Source organism: Halalkalicoccus jeotgali B3 (assembly GCF_000196895.1).
GTDB lineage: Archaea > Halobacteriota > Halobacteria > Halobacteriales > Halalkalicoccaceae > Halalkalicoccus > Halalkalicoccus jeotgali.
On record NC_014297.1, the window covers coordinates 2,440,245 to 2,459,904 of the forward strand.

Annotated in this window: 24 protein-coding genes; 9 read left to right on the forward strand and 15 right to left on the reverse strand. The window is 66.5% G+C overall.

Annotated elements, in window-relative coordinates:
• Positions 1 to 2: 2 nt before the first annotated feature.
• The 4 genes from HACJB3_RS12770 to HACJB3_RS12780 form a co-directional block, all read right to left on the reverse strand.
• Positions 3 to 749: a PHP-associated domain-containing protein gene (locus HACJB3_RS12770; RefSeq protein ID WP_008415969.1), complete on the reverse strand. Its 747-nt coding sequence runs from the start codon at positions 747 to 749 to the stop codon at positions 3 to 5.
• A gap of 129 nt (positions 750 to 878) precedes the next feature.
• Complete coding sequence (gene corA, locus HACJB3_RS12775) at positions 879 to 1,832, reverse strand: magnesium/cobalt transporter CorA (protein WP_008415971.1); 954 nt, start codon at positions 1,830 to 1,832, stop codon at positions 879 to 881.
• Positions 1,829 to 1,984 carry a hypothetical protein gene (locus HACJB3_RS20260; protein WP_008415973.1) on the reverse strand — a complete coding sequence of 52 codons (156 nt, stop codon included), beginning with the start codon at positions 1,982 to 1,984 and terminating at the stop codon, positions 1,829 to 1,831. The genes corA and HACJB3_RS20260 overlap by 4 nt, the downstream gene beginning before the upstream one ends.
• A 32-nt stretch (positions 1,985 to 2,016) precedes the next feature.
• Positions 2,017 to 2,574 carry a hypothetical protein gene (locus HACJB3_RS12780; protein ID WP_008415975.1) on the reverse strand — a complete coding sequence of 186 codons (558 nt, stop codon included), beginning with the start codon at positions 2,572 to 2,574 and terminating at the stop codon, positions 2,017 to 2,019.
• 90 nt (positions 2,575 to 2,664) lie between these two features.
• Here HACJB3_RS12780 and HACJB3_RS12785 point away from each other — a divergent pair, with 90 nt between their 5' ends.
• The gene (locus HACJB3_RS12785) at positions 2,665 to 3,396 is read left to right on the forward strand and encodes a glycosyltransferase family 2 protein (protein ID WP_008415976.1); all 732 of its coding nucleotides are present in this window, start codon (positions 2,665 to 2,667) and stop codon (positions 3,394 to 3,396) included.
• Here the strand turns inward: HACJB3_RS12785 and HACJB3_RS12790 are convergent.
• A complete protein-coding gene (locus HACJB3_RS12790) occupies positions 3,393 to 3,887 on the reverse strand; it encodes a deoxyuridine 5'-triphosphate nucleotidohydrolase (protein WP_008415977.1) in 495 nt (164 codons plus the stop codon). The genes HACJB3_RS12785 and HACJB3_RS12790 overlap by 4 nt on opposite strands.
• 146 nt (positions 3,888 to 4,033) lie before the next feature.
• On the opposite strand from HACJB3_RS12790, the gene HACJB3_RS12795 reads away from it, so the two are divergent.
• Positions 4,034 to 6,013, forward strand: coding sequence for an aconitate hydratase (locus tag HACJB3_RS12795; RefSeq protein ID WP_008415980.1), 1,980 nt, complete (start codon positions 4,034 to 4,036; stop codon positions 6,011 to 6,013).
• A gap of 25 nt (positions 6,014 to 6,038) precedes the next feature.
• Here the strand turns inward: HACJB3_RS12795 and HACJB3_RS12800 are convergent, their stop codons facing one another.
• The 5 genes from HACJB3_RS12800 to HACJB3_RS12820 form a co-directional block, all read right to left on the reverse strand.
• Complete coding sequence (locus HACJB3_RS12800) at positions 6,039 to 7,016, reverse strand: nucleoside hydrolase (protein ID WP_008415981.1); 978 nt, start codon at positions 7,014 to 7,016, stop codon at positions 6,039 to 6,041.
• Positions 7,017 to 7,150: 134 nt separating this feature from the next.
• Complete coding sequence (locus tag HACJB3_RS12805) at positions 7,151 to 8,206, reverse strand: ABC transporter permease (protein WP_008415982.1); 1,056 nt, start codon at positions 8,204 to 8,206, stop codon at positions 7,151 to 7,153.
• Complete coding sequence (locus HACJB3_RS12810) at positions 8,203 to 9,372, reverse strand: ABC transporter permease (protein WP_008415984.1); 1,170 nt, start codon at positions 9,370 to 9,372, stop codon at positions 8,203 to 8,205. Before HACJB3_RS12810 ends, HACJB3_RS12805 begins: the two co-directional genes overlap by 4 nt.
• Entirely contained in the window at positions 9,369 to 10,961 is a 1,593-nt protein-coding gene (locus HACJB3_RS12815; RefSeq protein WP_008415986.1) for an ABC transporter ATP-binding protein, read from the reverse strand. Before HACJB3_RS12815 ends, HACJB3_RS12810 begins: the two co-directional genes overlap by 4 nt.
• Positions 10,951 to 12,030 carry a BMP family lipoprotein gene (locus tag HACJB3_RS12820; protein WP_008415988.1) on the reverse strand — a complete coding sequence of 360 codons (1,080 nt, stop codon included), beginning with the start codon at positions 12,028 to 12,030 and terminating at the stop codon, positions 10,951 to 10,953. Before HACJB3_RS12820 ends, HACJB3_RS12815 begins: the two co-directional genes overlap by 11 nt.
• Positions 12,031 to 12,093: 63 nt before the next feature.
• On the opposite strand from HACJB3_RS12820, the gene rimI reads away from it, so the two are divergent.
• Genes rimI through HACJB3_RS12845 form a run of 5 tightly spaced genes read left to right on the forward strand, consistent with a single transcriptional unit; the run spans position 12,094 to position 14,415 of the window.
• Positions 12,094 to 12,609: a ribosomal protein S18-alanine N-acetyltransferase gene (gene rimI, locus HACJB3_RS12825; protein ID WP_394295078.1), complete on the forward strand. Its 516-nt coding sequence runs from the start codon at positions 12,094 to 12,096 to the stop codon at positions 12,607 to 12,609.
• A gap of 31 nt (positions 12,610 to 12,640) precedes the next feature.
• Positions 12,641 to 13,000: a DUF5810 domain-containing protein gene (locus tag HACJB3_RS12830; protein ID WP_008415992.1), complete on the forward strand. Its 360-nt coding sequence runs from the start codon at positions 12,641 to 12,643 to the stop codon at positions 12,998 to 13,000.
• A 22-nt stretch (positions 13,001 to 13,022) separates the two neighbouring features.
• Positions 13,023 to 13,448 (forward strand): DUF5809 family protein, encoded by a 426-nt coding sequence (locus HACJB3_RS12835; protein WP_008415993.1) that lies wholly within the window; start codon positions 13,023 to 13,025, stop codon positions 13,446 to 13,448.
• Positions 13,449 to 13,486: 38 nt separating this feature from the next.
• Complete coding sequence (locus HACJB3_RS12840; RefSeq protein ID WP_008415994.1) at positions 13,487 to 14,017, forward strand: NUDIX hydrolase; 531 nt, start codon at positions 13,487 to 13,489, stop codon at positions 14,015 to 14,017.
• A gap of 32 nt (positions 14,018 to 14,049) precedes the next feature.
• A complete protein-coding gene (locus HACJB3_RS12845) occupies positions 14,050 to 14,415 on the forward strand; it encodes a rhodanese-like domain-containing protein (protein ID WP_008415995.1) in 366 nt (121 codons plus the stop codon).
• 19 nt (positions 14,416 to 14,434) lie between these two features.
• Here the strand turns inward: HACJB3_RS12845 and yciH are convergent, their stop codons facing one another.
• Together yciH and HACJB3_RS18815 are read right to left on the reverse strand one after the other, a co-directional pair.
• Positions 14,435 to 14,728 (reverse strand): stress response translation initiation inhibitor YciH, encoded by a 294-nt coding sequence (yciH, locus tag HACJB3_RS12850; RefSeq protein WP_008415996.1) that lies wholly within the window; start codon positions 14,726 to 14,728, stop codon positions 14,435 to 14,437.
• Between the two features lie 61 nt (positions 14,729 to 14,789).
• The gene (locus HACJB3_RS18815; RefSeq protein WP_148258249.1) at positions 14,790 to 14,972 is read right to left on the reverse strand and encodes a DUF7573 domain-containing protein; all 183 of its coding nucleotides are present in this window, start codon (positions 14,970 to 14,972) and stop codon (positions 14,790 to 14,792) included.
• A 51-nt stretch (positions 14,973 to 15,023) separates the two neighbouring features.
• On the opposite strand from HACJB3_RS18815, the gene HACJB3_RS18820 reads away from it, so the two are divergent.
• Positions 15,024 to 15,233 (forward strand): hypothetical protein, encoded by a 210-nt coding sequence (locus HACJB3_RS18820; RefSeq protein ID WP_008415997.1) that lies wholly within the window; start codon positions 15,024 to 15,026, stop codon positions 15,231 to 15,233.
• Here the strand turns inward: HACJB3_RS18820 and HACJB3_RS12860 are convergent.
• The 3 genes from HACJB3_RS12860 to HACJB3_RS12870 form a co-directional block, all read right to left on the reverse strand.
• Positions 15,184 to 16,167, reverse strand: coding sequence for a 5,10-methylenetetrahydromethanopterin reductase (locus HACJB3_RS12860; protein ID WP_049934591.1), 984 nt, complete (start codon positions 16,165 to 16,167; stop codon positions 15,184 to 15,186). The two genes, HACJB3_RS18820 and HACJB3_RS12860, sit on opposite strands and share 50 nt — an antisense overlap.
• A 64-nt stretch (positions 16,168 to 16,231) precedes the next feature.
• Positions 16,232 to 16,987: a coenzyme F420-0:L-glutamate ligase gene (locus HACJB3_RS12865; protein WP_008415999.1), complete on the reverse strand. Its 756-nt coding sequence runs from the start codon at positions 16,985 to 16,987 to the stop codon at positions 16,232 to 16,234.
• Between the two features lie 82 nt (positions 16,988 to 17,069).
• Complete coding sequence (locus tag HACJB3_RS12870) at positions 17,070 to 18,350, reverse strand: polysaccharide deacetylase family protein (RefSeq protein ID WP_008416000.1); 1,281 nt, start codon at positions 18,348 to 18,350, stop codon at positions 17,070 to 17,072.
• A 110-nt stretch (positions 18,351 to 18,460) separates the two neighbouring features.
• Here HACJB3_RS12870 and HACJB3_RS12875 point away from each other — a divergent pair, with 110 nt between their 5' ends.
• Positions 18,461 to 19,642 carry a translation initiation factor eIF-2B gene (locus HACJB3_RS12875; RefSeq protein ID WP_008416001.1) on the forward strand — a complete coding sequence of 394 codons (1,182 nt, stop codon included), beginning with the start codon at positions 18,461 to 18,463 and terminating at the stop codon, positions 19,640 to 19,642.
• Positions 19,643 to 19,660 lie beyond the last annotated feature (18 nt).

Genomic DNA, 19,660 nt, shown 5'->3' on the forward strand with positions numbered 1-19,660 from the left:
GCCTAGCGGTCCATCGACGCGGGGACGGTGGGGACGACCGGCATCCGCGAGGTGATCAGATACGAGGACTTGCGGGCTGCGCCCTTCGCGTACTGGACGGTGCTTTTGCGGATCGGCGTCCGTCTGCCCTGGATGCGGGTCGCGCCCTCCGAGAGGGCGTCGATCACGGTTTCGCGCGGGACGTCCGCGATCGTCGACGCCCCGTCGGTCTCGATGGTGATCTCGGTGTAGGCCCGCCCGACGTTCGGCAGGTAGTGGGCGTCGCTCGCACCGAGTTTCGGGTACGCGTGGCGTTCGGCGAACGCCCGCGCCCGACGGTTTCGATAGCCGGTAAACAGCATCGAGTTGTACACCTCGATGGCGTCACAGTCCTCGATCCGGCGCTTTCGCACGCCGTGGCGCGAGCGCTGGAAGGGGTGTGGAACCGCCGCGACGCCGCCCAACTCCCGGACCTCCTCGACGGTGTCCTCGAAGGGGTTACCGGCGTCGGGGAGCTCCTCGACCCCGATGGCCAGCAGGTGGCCGTGGGCGGTCGAAACTTCGACCCCCGGGATGCCGATCAGCCCATACCGAGGGGCGAGTTCGGCGGCCCGGATCGAGTGTTCGATCTCGTCGTGGTCGGTGATCACCACGCCGTCGAGCCCGATGTCCGCAGCGTGTTCGAGGATGAGTTCGACCGGCTCGTGGCCGTCGTACGAGCCCTCGGAGTGGACGTGGGGATCGACGGAGATGGTAATGGAAGTGGACATCAGTGTTCACCGCGGGATCAGGACGCCCCGAAGAGCGCGATTACCTATCAATATGTCGGAAACAAAGTTAAATCCTTCTGTCGGGTGTGCGTGTGATAGTCACCCGGGGATGGCGCCCGGACGGGCCACTCAGAGGTAGTTCTGCCGGCGAAAGTAGTCGGCGAGGACGAGCGTGAGGCCGGCCATTCCGAGCATGACGGCGAAGTACCCGCCCGTCCAGCCGAGTTCGGGCATCGTCTCGAAGTTCATCCCGTAGACACCGACGACGAACGTCAGCGGGAGGACGATCGTCGCGACGACCGTGAGGCGTTTCATCACCTCGTTTGTCGACTGGGAGATCGTGTTCAGGTAGATGTCCCGGGCCCCGCCGACCAGATCGCGGTAGGTCTCGGTGAGTTCGACGAGATGGACGAGCCGATCCGAGACGTCCCGGAAGTACTTTTCTGTCTCGGGGCGGACGTGGTCCGGATCGCCGCGCGCGAGCGCGCCGACGGCCTCGCGGGTCGGCCACACGAGCTTTCGAAACACCAGTAGCTCGCGCCGGAGGCTGTTGAGTCGTTCGAGCGTCTCGATGTCGGTCGAGGTCATGACGCTCTCCTCGACGATCTCTATTCGCGACTCGAGCGAATCGAGGGTTTCGAGGTACTCGTCGGTGACCCCGTCGACGATCCGGGAGGCGACGAAGTCCGACCCGCGAGCGAGCACCCGTCCGTCGGACTCAACGGTGCGCCACGCCCGGTCACAGGCGTCGGTCGTGGTAAACGAGAACGTCACCAGCCAGTCGTCCCCGATACAGATCCCGAGCGGGTCGACGGCCAGTTCCTCCCCGAAGGATGTCTCTCCGGCGGCGAGTTCGGCGATCTTCAACAGGACGAACGTGTACTCGGGGTACTCCTCGGTCTTCGGTCGGGCCACCCCCGAGAGGTCCTCGACGGCCAGCGGGTGGATCCCGAAGGTCTCTGCGACCCGGTCGAGGTCCGCGGGGGTGGCGTCGGTCACGCGCACCCAGACCGCCCGCTCGGCCTCGCGGGCGGCGGCGAGCGATTCGGGTCGGGAGCCGTCGGCTGCGAGCGACCGAATCATGTCTTTCCCGATCCGATCGCCGCGAGCGCGATCCCGATCATGACGAGCGTCACTGAGAGCGACCGGCCCGGATACGCCACCGCGATCCCGAGGAGATACCCGGCCAGCCCGCCGGTCGTCAGGCCCAAACCCAGACCCAGCGTCCGATTCATGGACATCCATCGCCGGCCGGGTCCAAAAGCGTTCAGAGGCCGATCGTCCCCTCCAGAAACACGGCGACGATGACGAGCCGACCGACGCTACCGCCAAAGGCCGCGACCGAAAACCGCAGGTAGTCGTCTTCGAGGACCGAAAATGCGTAGACGGAGGCGGTGTCGGGAAAGAAGGGTATCGAAAGCACGAGCGCCATCCCCAGATAGCCGTAGCGTTTGGCCATCCGGATCGAGGCCTTCCGGGACCACTCGTGGAGTCGGAACCGGGAGCTCTCGATCGCCTCCTGGACGGGGTCGGACTCGCGGATCGAGACGCTGATCCAGAGGACGAGAACGCTCCCGGCGGCCTTTCCGAGGCCGCTGACGATCATGATGAGCGCGAGGCGGCCGGATTCCGAGAGACCGAGCCGAAGGGGCGCAAAGAGGACGAGTTCGCTCGGCAGCGGCACGACGGCAAATCCGAGGACGAACGAGTACGCAAAGACGATCGCCAGCCCGGGCCAACCGGTCGCGATCGCGATGAGCGCCTCCGCAAAGGCGATCACCCGATCGAGGGAGAAACCGGAGACGAGAACGAGAGACCAGTCCATACGTGTGTCCTACTCGGGGGAAGGTATCTAAATACCCCGCCGCAAGGACTAAATCGCCCAGCCCGCGAAGTCACAACCCAACGACCCCGTATGAGTCACACGCTCGTCACCGTTGCGCTCCCGAGCCTGAACGAACAACGACGGATCGGTGACTGTCTGGATTCGATTGCGACCTCCATCGAGCACGCACCCGAGGAGTACGCTTTCGAGGTGCTCGTCCTCGATTCGTACAGCGACGACGACACCGTCGAGATCGCCCAAGCTCACCCCGTCGTCGACCTCGTGGACTTCGTCGAACGGGGGATCCTGACCGCGCGCCACCGCGGATTCGAACTCGCCGACGGCGAGGTCTGTGTCGCCGTCGACGCCGACAGCCTCTACCCGCCGGAGTTTCTGACCGAACTGCTCGCGCCCTTCGATCCGGGCGTTTCGCTGACTTATGGCCCCGTCGAGGGGGAAAAACAGGCCAACGTCGACGCCTCGATCCGGCTCGGGCTCCAGTACGGACTGCCACTCGTGGGTCTGGACTGGGTCAGCGGGTCGAACCGCGCGATCCGGACGGAGGACTACTTCGCGGCGGGCGGGTATCGCCTCTCGGCCGACGGCAACGCCCTGTTTCGCGTGATGGTCGAAGAACAGCTCCTCTTTCCCCGGCGGCTCGACGGGCGGTTGGTCTTCGCTCGCGAGGCCGTCTCCTCGCAGAGTGCGCGCACCCTGGAGCAACTGTTCTTCCTCGAGGAGAAAGAAGGCGGCGTGAACTGGAACGTGATCAGTCCCTACGAGTCGATCAGCCGGTATCGCGAGAAGCTCCGGCGCGACTAGTCGCGTGGCGTCTGGAGGTTCTCGCGCTGGTAGGACCCCTCGTAGGTGCCTTCGTGGTCGGCCTCGGCGAACACGAGCTGGGCGATTCGCGCGCCCCGTTCGAGTTCGATGTCGTGATGGACTTCCAGAAGGCCCTCGCCACGGCCCTCGTAGCCGGCGTCCCACACCGCCGTATCGAGCATACAGCCGTTTCGCATGAGCGACGAGCGCGGGTAGACGAAGCCGACGTGGCCCTCGGGGATCTCGATGACCTCGTCGTAGCGCACGACGTAGCCGCCGGGTTCGAGGTAGTACGTCTCGGGGACTTTGCGCTCGAGTTCGGCGCTCGCGACCCGCTGGCGCTTGCCGATCTCGGTGTCGTTTCGCGTGATCCGGCCGGGTTCGAGCGGTTCGAAGATCGCATCGAGCGTGAGGTCGACGCCGTTTGGCTGGATCTGTGCGTGCGTCGTCGGCGTGACGTGTTCGCCGACGAAGGCTCCGTCGCGGTACATGGCGGGGCTACCTCGCCCCCGGATAAACCCCTGACGAACCGGTGGCGTTCGCGCAATAATTGCCCCGCCGCCGGTCGATTTACAACGATTATCGGGTACACAAACACGCGGGATTTATATCCGTGGACGGCCGACCTCCGGGTGATATGGGACAGACGCTAACGGAGAAGATCCTCGAGGACCATCTCCTCGACGGCGAGCTCGAAACCGGCGAGGAGATCGGGATCGAGATCGACCAGGTTCTCACCCAGGACACGACGGGGACGATGGTCTGGCTGCAGTTCGAGGCGCTCGATCTGGACGAGGTCCAGACGGAGATCGCCGCCCAGTACTGTGATCACCAGACATATCAGTTCGACTTCAAGAACACCGACGACCACCGCTTCCTGCGCTCGGCTGCGGGCACGTTCGGCGCGCACTTCTCGCGACCCGGCAACGGGATCTGTCACAACGTCCACAAGGAGAACTACGCCGCACCCGGCAAGACGCTGCTTGGCAGTGACAGCCACACCCCGACGCCCGGCGGGCTCGGCGAACTCGCGATCGGTGCCGGTGGCCTCGACATCGCCGTCGCAATGGGCGGCGGCCCGTACTACATCGAGATGCCCGAGATCGTCAACGTCCGCCTCGAGGGAGAACTCCCCGAGTGGGCGACCGCGAAGGACGTCATCCTCGAGATGCTGCGCCGGCTCTCGGTGAAGGGCGGCGTCGGAAAGGTGCTCGAGTACACCGGCCCGGGCGTCGAGACGCTTTCTGCCCCCGAGCGCACGACGATCACGAACATGGGCACGGAGCTCGGGGCGACCTCCTCGATCTTCCCGACCGACGAGCGCACCGAGGAGTACCTCGAGGCGCTCGGCCGCGGCGACGAATACGTCGAGGTCGGCCCCGACGAGGACGCCGAATACGACGACGAGATCACGGTCGATCTCTCGGAGCTCGAACCGCTCATCGCCCAGCCGTCGATGCCCGACAACATCGTTCCTGTCCGCGAGGTCGCGGGCACCGACGTCGATCAGGTCATCATCGGCTCCTGTACGAACGGCGGCTACGAGGACGTCCTGCCCACGGCGAAGATGCTCGAAGGCCGCGAGGTCGATAAGAAGACGGACATGATCGTCGCGCCCGCCTCGAAGCAAGCCTCGGAAATGCTCGCCCGCGAAGGCTGGACGGCCGAGCTGATGGCCGCCGGCGTCAACTTCTCGGAGTCGACCTGTGGCCCGTGTATCGGCATCGGTCACGTCCCCGGCAGCGATTCGGTCTCGGTGCGGACGTTCAACCGCAACTTCGAGGGTCGCTCGGGTATCGAGGACGACTCGGTCTACCTCTGTTCGCCCGAGGTCGCCACCGCGGCGGCCATCAAAGGCGAGCTCATCGATCCGCGCGATCTGGCCGACGAGCTGGGAGATCTGGAGGACCCCGGCTTCGAGATGCCCGATCAGTACACGGGTTCGAAGGCCGACCTCATCCCGCCGGAGGAGGCCGTCGACGACGATCTGATCAAGGGCCCGAACATCGCGGACGTTCCCCTCAAGGAGCCCCTCGATGCGGAGATCGGCGGCGAGGCCTTGCTCAAGATGGAGGACAACATCACGACAGACCACATCGTGCCCGCCTCCAGCGACATCCTGATGTACCGCTCGAACATCCCGAAGATCTCGGAGTTCACCCTGAGCCGGGTCGACGACACGTTCCCCGAGCGCGCACAGGCCGCAGACGGCGGCGTGCTCGTCGCCGGCGAGAACTACGGACAGGGCTCTTCGAGAGAACACGCCGCGCTCTGTCCGATGTACCTCGGTATCGAGGCCGTCTTCGCCGAGAGCTTCGCCCGGATCCACAAGGCGAACCTCTTCAACTTCGGGATCGTCCCCTACACGATCGACGAGGAGACCTACGAGAAGATCGAGCAGGGCGACGACATCGAGGTCGTCGACGACGTCCAGGACGGTATCGCCTCCGGCAAAAACGAGTTCACCATCCGCGTGAACGACGACTGGGAGGCGACCGCCCGTCTGGACGCCTCCGAGCGCGAGCGCGAGATCGTCACCGCCGGCGGCAAGCTTCCCTACACGAAACAGCAGGCAGAAGAGGGCGATCTGGGCGGCGCGAGCCCGGCTGACGACTGAGCGCACCCGGCCGTTTTCCAGTTTTTTATCGCGACGCGTAGTGTGGGTCCCCGTGGCGGAACACATCGAGCAGCATGCGCTCGAAGCCTTCGCCGTCGGCGGATTCGATCACACGCGTCCGCGGCTCGCCGTCGGTGACGCCGAGTTCGTCGACGAGGCTGTAGCCCCGCGTCGGCCCCTCGCGGTCGTCGACTTCCATGTAGTACGTCTCGGCGCGCTCGACGAGGTCGGGTTCGAGCAGCGCCGCGAGCGTCAGCGAGTCGGGCTGGGTGGTCACGTCCGCGCCGAGCGAGTCGTGCTCGGATTGGGCGTTGAACTCCCTGACGGCCCCCGTGATCGTCAGGAAGAACTCCGCCAGCGGGGTGTCGACCGTCTCAATCTCGGCGAAGACCTCGGCGTCGAACAGCGAATCGCGGAGGGTCAGGCCCCAGTCGACCAGCGTGGTCTCGAAGGCGTCGACGACGATCCGGGCGGCGTCGGGGTCGACCCAGAAGTTGTACTCCGCGGCGGGCGTGATGTTGCCGAGCGTGTTGACCGCCCCACCCATGATCCACACCTCGTCGAGGAGTTCGGGGAGCTCGGGTTCGCGCTGGTAGGCGAGCGCGACGTTCGTCAGCGGGGCGATGCACGCGAGGGTGACCTCCCCCGGATTCTCCCGTGCCGTCCGGACGATCACGTCGACCGCGTGTTCGTCGGCCGACGGAATGCCGGTGTCGGGAAACAACTCGCCGCCCAGCCCGCCCTCACCGTGGACGTACTCGGCGGATTTGTACCCTTTGAGCAGGGGCGAGCGTGCGCCCTCGTAGACGGGGACATCGGCCGCGCCGACCAGATCGAGGGTGTACTTCGCGTTCTCGACCTGGGAGTCGAACGGGACGTTGCCGGCGGGGATCGTCAGACCTTCGAGGGTGACGCGATCGGAGAGCGCGGCGAGGACGATCGCCTGCGTGTCGTCGCCCGCGGTGTCGGTATCGATCAGCAGTCGCCGGGGTTCGGGACTCATGTCGATCGATCCTCCGTCGGATAGAAAAACGCTACCGGTACCGGATCCGGCGTGAGCCGGTCGCCTCGGGTTCGGTCGGATAGGGTCACGTCCCGACCGGAGTCAGGCGACGACCGCCGATCGGAAGAGGAGCGCTACTCGTCGGACTCGTAGTGCTCGCCGGCCTCGGCGGGCATCCGGGTCCGCCCGACGAGGGTGAGAACGACGAGGACGGCCACGTAGGGGATGATCCCGACCAGCGTCGAGGAGACGTCGTAGCCGGCGATCTGCTGGAGCTCGATCTGGAGCGCATCGAGGCCGGCAAACAGGAACGACGCGAGGAAGGCGTTGACCGGGTTGTAGTTACCGATCAGGAAGGCCGTCAACCCGATCCAGCCCCGCCCGTCGACCATCGTATCGCCGCTACCGACGAACTGGCCGGTGTTCAGTGCGAGCCCGGCCCCGCCGATGCCACAGTAGATCCCCGAGAGCAACACGCCCGCATAGCGCACGTGGCGCACGCTGATGCCCGCGGTGTCGAGCGATTTCGGGTCCTCGCCGCTTGCCTCGATCCACATCCCGAAGGGCGTGCGGTTGAGGAGATACCACGAGAACGGAACCGCAAGCACGAGCAACAGGACCGGTGGGGTCACCGTAAAGAGCGAGCCGACGTTTGGCAGCGCCGAGAGGACCGGGATCTCGATCGCCGAGAACGTACCGACGCTCGGGCTGTTGGTCCGGTTCCAGATGACGATGCTCGCGAAGGGCGCGAGCCCGAGGGCGATCAGCCAGACCGCGAGCCCGGCGATGATCTGGTCGGCCTTGAATTCGATGCAGACGATCGCGAACAGCAACGCGACGAACGTACTCGCGAGTACCGCAAGCAAGAATGCGACCCAGATGTTCGGCCCGATCGGTGTCGCCGACAGGCCCCAGAGGCTCGCGACGGCGCCGAACGCGCCGATGATGAGCAGGCCTTCGAGGCCGATGTTGATAACGCCCGATTTCTCCGCGAAGATACCACCCATCGCCGCGAAGGCGATCGGGACCGTCAGCCGGAGCGCAGAGGCGAGATACGACGCGCTGAGGACGCCGGTGACGTCACTGAGGAGCTGTCGACCGCCGTCGACGGCGAACCCGAGCGCCAGCAGGCCAAAGAGGACCACGCCGATGGTAAGACCCTGTCTGCGGGAGACCGTCGGCGCGTTCATTCCGCCTCACCCCCACCGTAGCCGGCACGTTTCCCGAGCATACGGAAGAACTCCGGCATGGCGATAAAGAGGATGATCAGCCCTCTGAGCACCTCGACGAGTTCGTTCGGGACACCAAGCGAGAGGTCGACCGCGACGCTGCCGGTTTTCATCCCGCCGAAGAGCAGGGCCGCGGGGATCACGCCAAGTGGGTTGTTGCCCGCGAGGATCGAGACCGCGATGCCGTCGAACCCGAGCGCCGGGATGCCGGCCTGCCAGCGGTACTGGATCATCGTCACGTAGATCGCGCCCGCGACCCCACCGAGCGCACCCGAAAGCGTCATGCTGGTGACGATGTTGCGTTTCGCGTTCACGCCGCCGTACTCGGCGGCGGTCTCTTGGATTCCGCTCGTGCGAAGCTCGTAGCCGAGCACCGTCCGAGTGTAGAGCAGGTAGATCCCGACGGCGATGAGTAGCGCGCCGAGCAGGGCGTAGATCGAAAAGCGCGCGCCCGAGATCGTCGCCGGGAGACGCGCGAGTTCGGGGATCGAGTGGGTCTGAACCGAGTCGGTTTCGAGGTTGCCGACGTGGTTCTGGACGGCCCAGAAGGCGATGCCCGTGGCGACGAAGTTCAGCATGATCGTGGTGATCACCTCGTGGGCGTCGGCGTACGCCTTCATCACGCCCGGAATCATCCCCCAGAACCCGCCGACGAGCGCACCGACGACGATCCCGACGGGGATCACGACGAGCGCGCCGACGATAGTGGCGGGGACGACGTCGCCGAGCGCGATGACGGTCAGCGCGGCCGCAAGCGCTCCGAGCACCATCTGTCCCTGCGTCCCGATGTTGAACAGCCCTGCGCGGAAGGCAACGGCGACCGACAGCCCGGTAAAGAGAAGCAGCGTCGTCTCCTGGAGGGTGCGCCCGAGTGCCGTCAGCGACCCGAACGCACCGTTGATCATCGTCCCGTACATCTCGACGGGGTTGTAACAACCGTAGCCGACACCGGGGATGTAGATGAACGGGTCGGAACAGTCCGCGACGAAGCCCGAGACGAACACCAGAACCGTGCCGACGAGCACGGCAAAAACCAGTGCGGTGAGGCTGGCGAGGATCCGCTGAACGGCAGAGGCGTTGACGAGCCAGTCGAGCGAGGCGTCGGTCCGTTCGCGCCAATCGCTCACACGACCTCCCTCCGTTCGGTTCGTTCCCCCTCGGTATCGAGTCCGGTCGGGCGCTCGCCGGCCATCAGGAGACCGAGGTCCTCTTCAGTGACTGCATCGGAGTCGACGACCGCCATCACTTCGCCGTCGTGCATCACCGCGAGGCGGTCTGCGAGCCGTCGGACCTCATCGAGCTTCGAGGAGACGAGCAAGAGTGCCTTCCCGTCGGCTCTGAGGTCGAGCAGGCGGTTGTGGATGAACTCGATGCTCCCGATGTCGACGCCGCGAGTCGGCTGGGAGGCTACGACCAGCGAGGGATCGCGCTCGAACTCCCGGCCGACGATGAACTTCTGTTGGTTCCCGCCGGACAGCGAGTGTGCAAGAGCGCTCGTGTCGGGCGGGCGGACGTCGTACTCGCTGATCACGTTGTCGACGTACTCCTCGGTTTTTCCCCAGTCGATCCGCCAGCCATCGGAGAACCTAGGGAGCCGTTGACAGCCCAACAGCCCGTTTCGCCGGAGGTCGTACTCCATGACGAGGCTTCGCTTCTGGCGGTCCTCTGAGACGTAGGCCATCCCCGCCCCGATCCGATCGCGGCGCGGGCTGTCGGTAATCTCCCGGCCGTCGAACGTGAGCGATCCCGACTCGGCTGGGCGCAGCCCGGTGATCGCCTCGACGAGTTCCGTCTGCCCGTTGCCGTCGACGCCGGCGATACCGAAGACCTCGCCGGCGTGGACGGTAAAGCCCGCGCCGTCGACAGCCGTAACCCCGCGGTCGTCCTCGACGACGAGGTCAGCGAGTTCGAGCACCGGTTGTCCGCGCTCTGCGGGTGGTTTGTCTATCTCGAGGATCACGTCCCGGCCGACCATCATACTCGCCAACTCCTCGCGTGTCGCGGTTTCGGCGGGGATCGTTCCGACCAGCTCGCCGTCTCGAAGGACGCTGATCTCGTCTGCGGCCTCCAGTGCCTCCCCGAGCTTGTGCGTGATGAAGACGATCGTCTTCCCTTCGGCGATCAGTTCGTCGAGAACGTCGAACAGCGCGTCGATCTCCTGGGGGGCGAGCACTGCCGTCGGCTCGTCGAGGATCAACACGTCCGCGCCACGGTAGAGCGTTTTGAGGATCTCGACGCGCTGTTGTTCGCCGACGCTGATCTCCTCGATGTGCTCGGTCGGGTCGACGTCGAAGCCGTACCGGTCGGCGAGGGTCCGCGTCTCCTCGATCGCGCGGTCGGTGTCGGTCGCCAGCCCACCCCACTTTTTCGGCTCGTCACCGAGGACGACGTTCTCGGCGACGGTCATCGTATCGACGAGCATGAAGTGCTGGTGGATCATGCCGATGCCGGCGGCCATCGCCTCGCTCGGCCCGTCGAACTCGTGGGCCTCGCCGTCGATCCATACCGTACCTTCGGTGGGTTCGTACAGCCCGTAGAGGACGTTCATCAGCGTCGTCTTGCCGGCCCCGTTCTCCCCGATCAACGCGTGGATCGTCCCGCGTTCGACACGGAAATTGACGTCGTCGTTGGCGACCACGCCCGGAAAGCGCTTGGTGATGCCATCGAGGTGGACTGCAGGCGTCTCGCCCGGCGGTGTCTCGGGTTCAGAGCCCATCGCGCGTAGTAGGCACGTCGATCTCGCCGTCGATGATCGCTTGCCGGGACTCCGCGAGTGCGTCGGTGATCTCCGTGGGCAGTTCACCCTCGAAGTCCTGGCCGATAACCGCACCGACGCCCTCCTCTTCGAGCCCGAGGTCGTTGACCTGTCCGCCCTCGAAGGAGTCCTCGACGATCGATTGGATCGACTCGAAGACGGCGGTGTCGACGCGTTTGATCATGCTCGCGACGATCACGTCACTGAACGCCTCGGCGCTCACCGACTGGTCGTCGTCGACGCCGATGGCGAAACGACCGCTCGACTGAGCGGCTTCGAAGACGCCACCACCGGTCCCGCCGGCGGCGTGATAGACGATATCCGCGCCGTCGTTGTACATCCCGCTTGCGATCTCCTGGCCCGTCGTCGGGTCGGTCCAACTCCCGGCGTACGCCGAGGGCGTCTGGATCGCCTCGTCGGCGTACTGTGCGCCGGCGACGTAGCCCGCCTCGAAGCGCTCGATCAGCGAGGTCTCCTCGCCACCGACGAAGCCGACGATCGATTCGGTTGGATTGGTCTCGCCCCCACCGTGGGCGTACTCCGTCCCGGTCAACAGCCCCGCGAGGTGACCGACCTGGAACGATCCCTCCTGTTCGCGAAAGACGTAGCTCGCGACGTTCTCGGCCTCGACGACCGCGTCGACGAGGACGAACTGCGTGTCGGAAAACTCCGTGGCGTTGTTCTGGAGGTCGGCCTCGTGGTCGAACCCGATACAGACCACGACGTCGATGGCGTCGTTGCCGGCGAACTGCCGTTGCATGTCGTTCATGTCCGCTGGCGAACCGGGTTCTGCACTCTGGTACTCGATGCCAAGCTCCTCTTGGGCCCGCTCGATCCCCTGGTTGGCCATGTCGTTGAACGACTCGTCGCCGAGCCCGCCCGTCGAGTAGACGATCCCAACGGTGACGTCCGAATCGCCAGCCCCCCCATCGCCGCCCCCGCCGCCGTTGCCCTCATCGTTGATGAGACAGCCGGCAGTCAGTACCGGAACTCCAGCCGCTGTGGACGTGAGAAACGTTCTGCGTCGCATTGTGTGTGAGAGGCAACTCCCGGGGTTTATAGCTTTGGAGACTGGATTCGTCCAGTTTTCGGCATGAAGACGACAGACCCAGTGGTTATACTCTCCGAAACCGTATCGACGGTCGTGACTGCGGTGACACCCACGTCCGTTCGGACGGCCACGCGAGCGGACCTGCTCGCGATCTACCATATCGAGAAGGCGTCGTTCCCACAGCCGTGGCCGTTCTCGGCGTTCGAGAGGTTTCTCGGCGAGCCCGGTTTCCTCGTCGCCTGGGACGACGAGGGGGGTGTCGTCGGCTACGTCGTCGCCGACAGCGTCCCGAACGGCGGCCGGGCGATCGGGCACGTCAAGGACATCGCGGTGGCTCCCGACCACCGCGGCGAGGGGATCGGCCGACAGTTGCTCTCACAGGCGCTATCAATCCTCGGCGACAACGGCGTCGGCTGGGTCAAACTCGAAGTTCGCGACGGTAACGAACCGGCGCTCTCGCTCTACCGGGAGTTCGGGTTCGAACTCCGCCGGCGGATCCCGCGGTACTACGCCGACGGCGAGACCGCCCTCGTGATGGTGCGGCCGATCGAGGCGTAAGGTCGTTAGGCGTTGCGTTCGTACGGAGCCTATGGGCTATGCCTGTCCGATCTGTGAGATCCCCCAGCAGGACGAGAAGCATCTGGCGAACCACCTCGCCTTCGCCGCCATGCTCGGGCGCGAGGACCACGAGGGGTGGCTCGACGAACACGTCCCCGACTGGGAGGGGATGGGCCCCGAGAGCCTCGGCGAACGGGTCGCGACGTTCGCACCCGAGGAGGAGTTCGAGACGACCTTCGAGGACACCACGACGGGACACGGCGGTTCGGGTCGGCTCGAGGACGCGGTCCCGCGCCAGCACGGCCGCCAAGCGATGGGCGGGGAGGCAAGCGACGTCCTCGCGGAGGCACAAGCGATGACCCGCGAGATGTACGAATCCGAGGAGGAATAAGGCCCGCCGGGAAACCAAGGGTATGAGCGAAACCGACGGCTGGCTGGCGCCCGAAGAGCCCGAGGAGGCCCGTACGCTCTACGAGTCGGTCGGTCCGAGCGCACAGGTCGTGACCCGCGAGGTCGCTAAAGCGATGGGGTTCGACCGCGAGGAGTACCGCGAACGCGTCACCGGCGAGGTCGTCGAAACAGCCCGCGACGCGCTCTTTGCCTCGTTGCTCGAAGTACACGACGGCTCGCGCGAGGACTTCGAGGGGTGGCGCGAGGGCTTTTCGGGCGAGGTGTCGGTGATGGGTAGCGAGAACGTCGACCGGGTGGTGTGGCACGCCTTCGACGGCGAGGGGGTCGCGGCGACCTATCAGAACGAACCCGAGGCGGCGCGAGGGACGCTGCGTAGACAGGCGTTTGGCAGGCTCTACCGGCCGCTGTTCGACGGGGACGGCCGGTAACCGGGACGCTTTATCGGACGGGGGTCCAGGGAGGGATCATGAACGACGACTGGACGGTGCTCGAATCGGTCGCGGAGTACGAAACCGGCTGGTACACCGGCGGGTACGACCTCGTCGAACAGCCCGACGGCACGACCAAGAAGTACTACTGGGCCGAGCTCCCGCCCGCGACCGTGGTGGTGGCCTCGACCGGCGAGGAGGTCGTCTTCGTCGAGCAGTACCGCCCCGCCATCGGCCAAACCCACCTCGAACTGCCCGCGGGGATCGTTGAGGACGGCGAGTCCTTCGGCGAGGCCGGCGCGCGCGAACTGCGAGAGGAGACGGGCTTTGCGGCCGCGGGCGTCTCGGTCCTCCAGCGGATGTGGGTCGCGACGGGCGCATTGCGCCACGAGCGGGGGGTCGTCTTCGCCGAAGGGCTCACCCCCGTCGAGCGGGAACTCGACGACAACGAGTTCATCTCGGTGCGGTCGGTGCCGATCGAGAGGGCGCTCGAACGCGCCCGCGAGGAGCCGACCAACGACGCGACCCTTGAGGGGCTGTTGCTCGCCCGCGAGGAGGGGCTGCTCTAGGGATTTATCCGCGACGGGTCGCTACCGACCCCATGAGCGATCGAGACGACGAGATCAGTCCCGAAGAGCTCGACACGCTGCTAGAGGCCGACGAAGAGGTACGGATCGTCGACATCCGTTCGCCGGCCGCTTTCGACCGGGGAGCGATTCCCGGTAGCGAGAACGTCCCGTTTCGGACGCTCCCCCAAGAGATCGAACGGTTCGCGGGCGACGAGCGGGTCGTCACCGTCTGTCCGCACGGCAAGGCGAGCCTGCAGGCGGTCCGGATCATCGACTCCTACGAGGGAGCCACCGGAACGGTCCGGAGCCTCGCGGGCGGGCTGGAGGCGTGGAGCCGGGAGTACGAACTGGAGGACGGGAAGGAACGTGAGAAAACCGGGGCCGACGCGCCCTTTTAGGCGCTATCAGAGGGATCGATCAGGCGACCGAGTACCCCTTATCGCGGAGGAAGTCCTCGACGCGACCGGAGTGGTTGCCCTGGAGCTCGATGGAGCCGTCCTCGACGGTGCCCCCGCAGGCGAACTTCGACTTGAGGTCCGACGAGAGACTGCTCAGGTCGACGTCGCGGGGGTCGAGTCCTTCGATGATCGTTACCTCTTTTCCGTAGCGGCGCTCGTCGATGCGGATGTTGACCTGCTGGGACTCCTTGGCGACGTCCTCGCAGACGCAGAGTTCCTGGGGCAGTCCACACGTCGAGCAGACTTCCGACATTACAGTCGAACGTACGAAATCGACCTATTAAACGTTGTCGGGGGCGACGAACGGACCCGGATCATTCCGGCGGCTGCACGCCGTCGGCGGGGTCGGACCACACCTTACAGGCGGGACAGACGACCCCCTCGTCGCGCCACCACCGGTCCGTCGGCTCGCCACAGCACTCGCAGACGACGCCCTCGGGCGACCAGCCGTAGACCGATCCGAGCGGATCGGCCGCCGTTTCGGGGGACTCGTTCACGCCGATACGATAGAACAGCACACACAAGTACCACCCGAAACTACGGTCGGTATGGTCACTCCGATCCAGGACGCGATCGATCTCGTGGGGTACTTCAGCGACGTCGCGCTTGGCGATCCGATCAACGTCGTCCTCATGCTGTTCGGCTTCCTGTTCGTCGTCGTTCCCTCGGTGGCGTTCGGCGTGCTCGCCGCCGGCGGGATCCTCGATTCTATCCTTCCCGATACGCTCGGTCGATCGCCGCCCCAGCAAGGGAGATAGCCGCCTCGATGTCGGGGCCCAGCGGCGATCCGACGACAAAACCGTCGGTGTACGCCGATATCTCGCGCACCCGCCGCTCGACTGTCCCGGGCGTGCCCGCGATACAGAACGCGTCGATCATTTCCTCGGAGACGAGCGAGAACGCCTCGGAGAACGCCCCTGCGCCGATGTGTTCGCCGATCTCGCCCGCCAGTTCCCCGTCGAGGTCGTGGCGCTCCAGAACCGGCGGGGCCGCCCCGGCAGCGATGAAGGCGACCGGGGGCCGGGCCGCCTCGCGCGCCGCGTCGCCGTCCTCGGCGACGCTGAGGCTCGCGAAGGCCGCGAAATCGAACGGGCCCCGCGATTCGGGCCGCTCTGCGAGTCCTTGCTCAACGCGCTCTGCCGCCCACGCGAAGTCGTCGGGATGGGCGGCGTTCAGAAGGACGCCGTCGGCGTGTTTCGCGCTCATACGTATCATATGGGGGCCCTGTGCGCCGACGTAGACCGGGATCGATCCGACCTCGTAGTTCAGCCCCGCGTCGATCGCGGTGAAGGTCCCCTCGTGGTTGACCCGTTCGCCCGCCCAGAGGTCCTGTGCCACTTTGAACGATTCGAGCACGCGCCGGAGCGGTCGGTCCCGTTCGTAGCCGAGATTAGACAGCGTCGAGGCGTCGCCCGCGCCGATCCCGAAGACCGCCCGCCCGTCGCTCAGTTCGTCGAGCGTCGCCACCCGCGAGGCCAGGGCCACGGGGTGGGTCTCGTAGGGGTTCGCGACGCCGGGACCCACCCGGAGGGAGTCGGTTCGGCGAGCGATCTCCGAAAGGGCGGCGAACGGGTCGCGGTTGTTGTAGTGACAGCTCACGAAGGCGGTGTCGAAACCGGCCTCCTCGGCGAGCGCACCACAGGCGCCGATCCGCGCGGCCGGGTGTTCAGGTGTGAGTTCGATCCCCACCACGTTCCGGTTCGCACTCGTGGGACCTCCCCCGGAGTGTTCCTCCGGTGTCGTTTCGTTCGCTCGCTTACGCTCGGTCATACGACCACCCCCGGAGCGCCTGACGGACGTAATCGCTCTCTATCTCGCGAAAGTGCTCGTCGCTTCCATCCATCTCCCCGAACTCGAAGTCCTCGACGACGACAGCGGGCACGCCACCGGCCCCCTCGCCGGCGACGAGGTTCGCCGCCGCGGCGAGTTCGTCGATCACGTTCTCCACTGTGACCCCGAGCTCCCGGCCATCCCTGTCGTTCTCGCCGCGCCAATCGCGGCTCGCGGGGGTTCCCGCCCAGCCGATGGCGACCCCGCGCTGGCCATGGCGAAACGGTCGCCCGCAGGTGTCGGTGACGATCACGGGGACCGAGAGGGCCTCCGAGAGGCGAGCGGCGCTCTCGGAGGGCCGTTCGGGCAGGAGGAGTATCTCGCCGTCGCCCGTGTTCGAGCGGTCGATCCCGGCGTTGACACAGACGTGGCCGAAGCGCGTCTCGGTGAGCAAGAACGGGGCCTCCGTGATGAGTTCGGTGCTCTCCTCCAACACTGCTTGTGCGAACCGGGGGTCTTTCTCCTCATCGGTGAGCTCCCCGAGTCGAGCGGCGATCTCGCGGGCGCGCGGGCCGGCCGGGAACTCGTCGAGGGAAGCGATCCGACCCTCGGCCTTCGAGACGACGGTGCTCGCGAGACAGAGGATCGAATCCGAGGATAGATCGACCCGCTCGGCAACGAGCGAGGCGAGGTCGTCGCCGGGACGGATCTCCGGGAGTCCGGGGACGGGCGTGAGTCGCATACCGGGACTCAGCAGGGGCGGGTCAAAAGGTCGCCGACACCGGCGAGGTTGGGGAGGGCCGAAGCGGGGCAGAGGGAGCCGTTCAGACGTTGGCGAGTTCGGAGGCGGTGACGACTTGGAGGTCGCGCGATTCGATCTCGTCCAGCAGCGTCTCGAAGTCCGCCTCGGAGATGTCGTTCAGGTCGCTCGTGGTGTCGCCCACCCCGTGAACGAGGGTGACGACGGCCTGGTTGTACTCGGCCGCCAGATCGAGCAGATCGGAGACCTCGTCGAGGGCGTAGCCGTTGACCCGCGAGACCATGTGGCCGTCGGTCGGCGGGGCGATGTTGGGCTGGCCGCCGTGGATGTACGAGTGATCGAACACCTCACGGACGGCCTCGAGCGAGTCGGCGTCCATTCGGTTGTACGGCGCGAAGTAGTGGTTCGCGCCGTCCTCGTCGATCCGGTTGGCGATGTAGTCGCGTGCGTCCTCGAGATACCCCACCCGCTCGTCGTGGGACTCCATCTCCGGCAGCGCCGTGTGCGGATGGGAAGCGATGTCCCAGCCGGCGCTTCGCATCTCGCGACACTGATCGACGGTCAGGCGGTCGGGCTGGTTGATCGAGTCGGGAATGACCGCCGCGACGCCGGGCCAACCGCGCTCTTCGAGCATCGGCATGGCGGTCGTATACTGGTTCTGGACCCCGTCGTCGAACGTGAGGACGACGTAGCCCTGATCGCCGCGCTCGGTCGCACGCAGGTCGTCGACCAGGAACCGAGTGGTGGGGTTGGTGTCGCTGTGGGGTTGGACGTAGATGCGAAGCTCGCGGACGTTCCCGAGGTTCGGTTCGCCGCGCTTGCCCGTCCAGCCGGCCTCCATGCGGAACCAGCCGGTGAACTCGCTGGGGATCGACCGGGCGCTCGTCAGCTGGTCGCTCCGACCGGGCGCGCGCGCCTCGAGGACGACGCGGGCGGGCGTGGGCGATTCGATCTTGATCGCGACCGAGAGATCCTTGCCCTCGACGTCGAGGCCGTCGGGAAACACGCGGTAGGCACCGATCGACTCGGTCGTATCGGCCTCGACGAGCATCGACCCGTCGCCGACGAGCGCCTCGTCGCTCGCCTCGACGGTCGTGTGATCGTAGAGCGGGTTCCACTCGATCTCCTCGAAGTCGTCGATCGATTCGCCGTCGGCGATCGCGGGTGCCGTGACGTCCGCGTCGGGGGAGTCAGTCCCGTCGTCGCCGGTCGGGTCGTTCGTATCCCCGTCCGGGTCGTCGGTGTCGCCGTCGTCCTCGCGCGAACCGATACAGCCAGCGAGGGCGGCACTGCCCATACCCACGCCGACGGTCGTGAGGAACGTTCTGCGGTGTTGCTTGGTCATGTTCTCAGCAGTATGATATGTTCCATAAGTGTATAAATCTATATGTTTTCATCAAGATAGATAATCGGCCGGACGATAGCTACAAACGCTCGCCCGGCAAAGCGCCGGGCATGAGGACGGAGCGCGCGACGGTCGTCCTCCGCCATCGGGGGCGGGTCCTGCTCCGGCGATGGGCAGGAACGCCGGGCTGGGAACTCCCCTGGAGTGCGGTCGGGGACGATCCGGCCGCGGCGGCCTCGCGGGCGGTCGAGTCGACGGGAGTCGAAGGCCCGGTGACGATCCGCGAGGGAGCGCCCGTCGAGATCGACGACCGGACGGTGTACCCGTTTCTGGTCGCGTGTGAGTCGCCCGAAACCGACGACGGCGAGTGGGTCCACGCAACCGAGATCCGCCGCCGCGAGACGCCGGCCGGATCGTGGCGGGCCTACAGCGCCGTCGCCCCCACCGTCGAGAGCGTCCGTGGGGATCGCACCCAGGGGTCGGCGGCCGTCTCCGTGCGGGCGCTGGAGGTGCTTCGCGACCGAGCGGGCGAGGGGGCCGACTGGCCGGCGCTCGTCGAGCAGGCGAACGCCCTACTCGAAGCGCGCCCGAGCATGGCCGCCGTCATGAACCGGATCAACCGGGCGATGGCCGAGGCCGCGGGGACGGCCGACGCCGTGGCGCTCGAACGGGCCACCCGAGCGGGCATCGACCGGGCGCTCGCCGCCGACGGGCGGGCAGCCGAGAACGCCACAAAGCGCGTCGAGGGGACGGTCCTGACCCTTTCGCGATCGGGCACGGTCCGCGGGGCGTTCTCGGCGGGCGATCCCGATCGTGTGATCGTCCTCGAATCCCGCCCGGACCGGGAAGGGATCGACGTGGCCGAGGATCTCGCCGAAGACGCGGACGTGACCGTGACCCTCGACGCGGCAATCGCCCACGTCATGGCGGACGTCGACGCGGTGCTCGTGGGCGCCGATACCGTCCTCGCCGACGGAAGCGTCGTCAACAAGGTCGGCACCCGGACGGCGGCGGTCGTGGCTGCCCGCGAGGGCGTGCCGGTCTACGCCGTCGCGGCGGTCGATAAGATCAGCCCGGCGACCGAGCCAGTACTGGAATCGATCGACTCCGAGGCGATCACCGACCGCGAGGCCGTTGCCGTCGAGTGTCCGCTGTTCGACCGCACGCCGCCGGACCTCATCACGGGTCTGATCACCGAGGAAGGACTGCTCAACGCGACCGCCATCGGCGAGCGGGCGGCCGACCACGAGCGCCGGGCGCGGTGGAAAGAGCCAAACCCCTCCGAGGGGTAGTGGTGCCGACGGCAGTGA

Bases quoted from the DNA above. Each gene is read 5' to 3' on its own strand.
- HACJB3_RS12770 (WP_008415969.1), bottom strand. From the start codon at position 749: ATGTCCACTTCCATTACCATCTCCGTCGATCCCCACGTCCACTCCGAG.
- corA (WP_008415971.1), bottom strand. From the start codon at position 1,832: ATGATTCGGTCGCTCGCAGCCGACGGCTCCCGACCCGAATCGCTCGCC.
- HACJB3_RS20260 (WP_008415973.1), bottom strand. From the start codon at position 1,984: ATGAATCGGACGCTGGGTCTGGGTTTGGGCCTGACGACCGGCGGGCTG.
- HACJB3_RS12780 (WP_008415975.1), bottom strand. From the start codon at position 2,574: ATGGACTGGTCTCTCGTTCTCGTCTCCGGTTTCTCCCTCGATCGGGTG.
- HACJB3_RS12785 (WP_008415976.1), top strand. From the start codon at position 2,665: ATGAGTCACACGCTCGTCACCGTTGCGCTCCCGAGCCTGAACGAACAA.
- HACJB3_RS12790 (WP_008415977.1), bottom strand. From the start codon at position 3,887: ATGTACCGCGACGGAGCCTTCGTCGGCGAACACGTCACGCCGACGACG.
- HACJB3_RS12795 (WP_008415980.1), top strand. From the start codon at position 4,034: ATGGGACAGACGCTAACGGAGAAGATCCTCGAGGACCATCTCCTCGAC.
- HACJB3_RS12800 (WP_008415981.1), bottom strand. From the start codon at position 7,016: ATGAGTCCCGAACCCCGGCGACTGCTGATCGATACCGACACCGCGGGC.
- HACJB3_RS12805 (WP_008415982.1), bottom strand. From the start codon at position 8,206: ATGAACGCGCCGACGGTCTCCCGCAGACAGGGTCTTACCATCGGCGTG.
- HACJB3_RS12815 (WP_008415986.1), bottom strand. From the start codon at position 10,961: ATGGGCTCTGAACCCGAGACACCGCCGGGCGAGACGCCTGCAGTCCAC.
- HACJB3_RS12820 (WP_008415988.1), bottom strand. From the start codon at position 12,030: ATGCGACGCAGAACGTTTCTCACGTCCACAGCGGCTGGAGTTCCGGTA.
- rimI (WP_394295078.1), top strand. From the start codon at position 12,094: ATGAAGACGACAGACCCAGTGGTTATACTCTCCGAAACCGTATCGACG.
- HACJB3_RS12830 (WP_008415992.1), top strand. From the start codon at position 12,641: ATGGGCTATGCCTGTCCGATCTGTGAGATCCCCCAGCAGGACGAGAAG.
- HACJB3_RS12835 (WP_008415993.1), top strand. From the start codon at position 13,023: ATGAGCGAAACCGACGGCTGGCTGGCGCCCGAAGAGCCCGAGGAGGCC.
- HACJB3_RS12840 (WP_008415994.1), top strand. From the start codon at position 13,487: ATGAACGACGACTGGACGGTGCTCGAATCGGTCGCGGAGTACGAAACC.
- HACJB3_RS12845 (WP_008415995.1), top strand. From the start codon at position 14,050: ATGAGCGATCGAGACGACGAGATCAGTCCCGAAGAGCTCGACACGCTG.
- yciH (WP_008415996.1), bottom strand. From the start codon at position 14,728: ATGTCGGAAGTCTGCTCGACGTGTGGACTGCCCCAGGAACTCTGCGTC.
- HACJB3_RS18820 (WP_008415997.1), top strand. From the start codon at position 15,024: ATGGTCACTCCGATCCAGGACGCGATCGATCTCGTGGGGTACTTCAGC.
- HACJB3_RS12865 (WP_008415999.1), bottom strand. From the start codon at position 16,987: ATGCGACTCACGCCCGTCCCCGGACTCCCGGAGATCCGTCCCGGCGAC.
- HACJB3_RS12870 (WP_008416000.1), bottom strand. From the start codon at position 18,350: ATGACCAAGCAACACCGCAGAACGTTCCTCACGACCGTCGGCGTGGGT.
- HACJB3_RS12875 (WP_008416001.1), top strand. From the start codon at position 18,461: ATGAGGACGGAGCGCGCGACGGTCGTCCTCCGCCATCGGGGGCGGGTC.